The organism is Barnesiella sp. An55 (genome assembly GCF_002161555.1).
Taxonomy (GTDB): Bacteria; Bacteroidota; Bacteroidia; order Bacteroidales; family Barnesiellaceae; genus Barnesiella; species Barnesiella merdipullorum.
This window is the reverse complement of the sequence record NZ_NFHZ01000048.1, coordinates 1-537: the sequence shown is the minus strand read 5'-3', so window position 1 is coordinate 537 and position 537 is coordinate 1. Positions and strand designations below refer to the sequence as shown.

Here is a 537-nt window from a genome sequence, read left to right as displayed (position 1 = left end):
AGGTGTAAAGGCAGCAATGCCAAAGCCGAGCGAAACTAATCTCCCGAAACTTTGCAGCGGCGCGAGTCGGGAAGGGCCGATAGGGGAGAGCGAGAGTGTAAGGAAGTTCAACTTTTTTCGAACGTCAAGGATCGAGATATTCAAGGCGGTTATAGCACGGGGGATCCACCTCTACCCATTCCGAACAGAGAAGTTAAGCCCCGTCACGCCGATGGTACTGCGCAAGTGGGAGAGTAGGTAGCCGCCACCTTAAAGAAGGAGAGCCGGAAGGAAGTCGAGAAGAAGACAACCCTCCGGCTCTTTTTTTGTGCCTATACCCCATCTTCCATCCCGCACCGCGATGCGATATCCCGGAATACCCGTCTCAGTCATCCCGCACTCTGATGCGGGATCCAGGAAATACCCGCAAGGAAACGAAGGCCTAGTCGACAAAATTCAGGATTAAACCTCAGTAAAGCATTGATTTTAATATCTTTGTGAAGATTATTATAAATATGGCACAAAAAATGCTTTTTCTGTGGGTCTTCACATGTGGTC

General features: G+C 49.5%; 1 rRNA gene. It reads left to right on the top strand.

The window, feature by feature from the left end:
- Nucleotides 1-141: 141 nt before the first annotated feature.
- Nucleotides 142-250, top strand: a 5S ribosomal RNA gene (gene rrf, locus B5G10_RS12500).
- The last annotated feature ends 287 nt before the right edge of the window (nucleotides 251-537 follow it).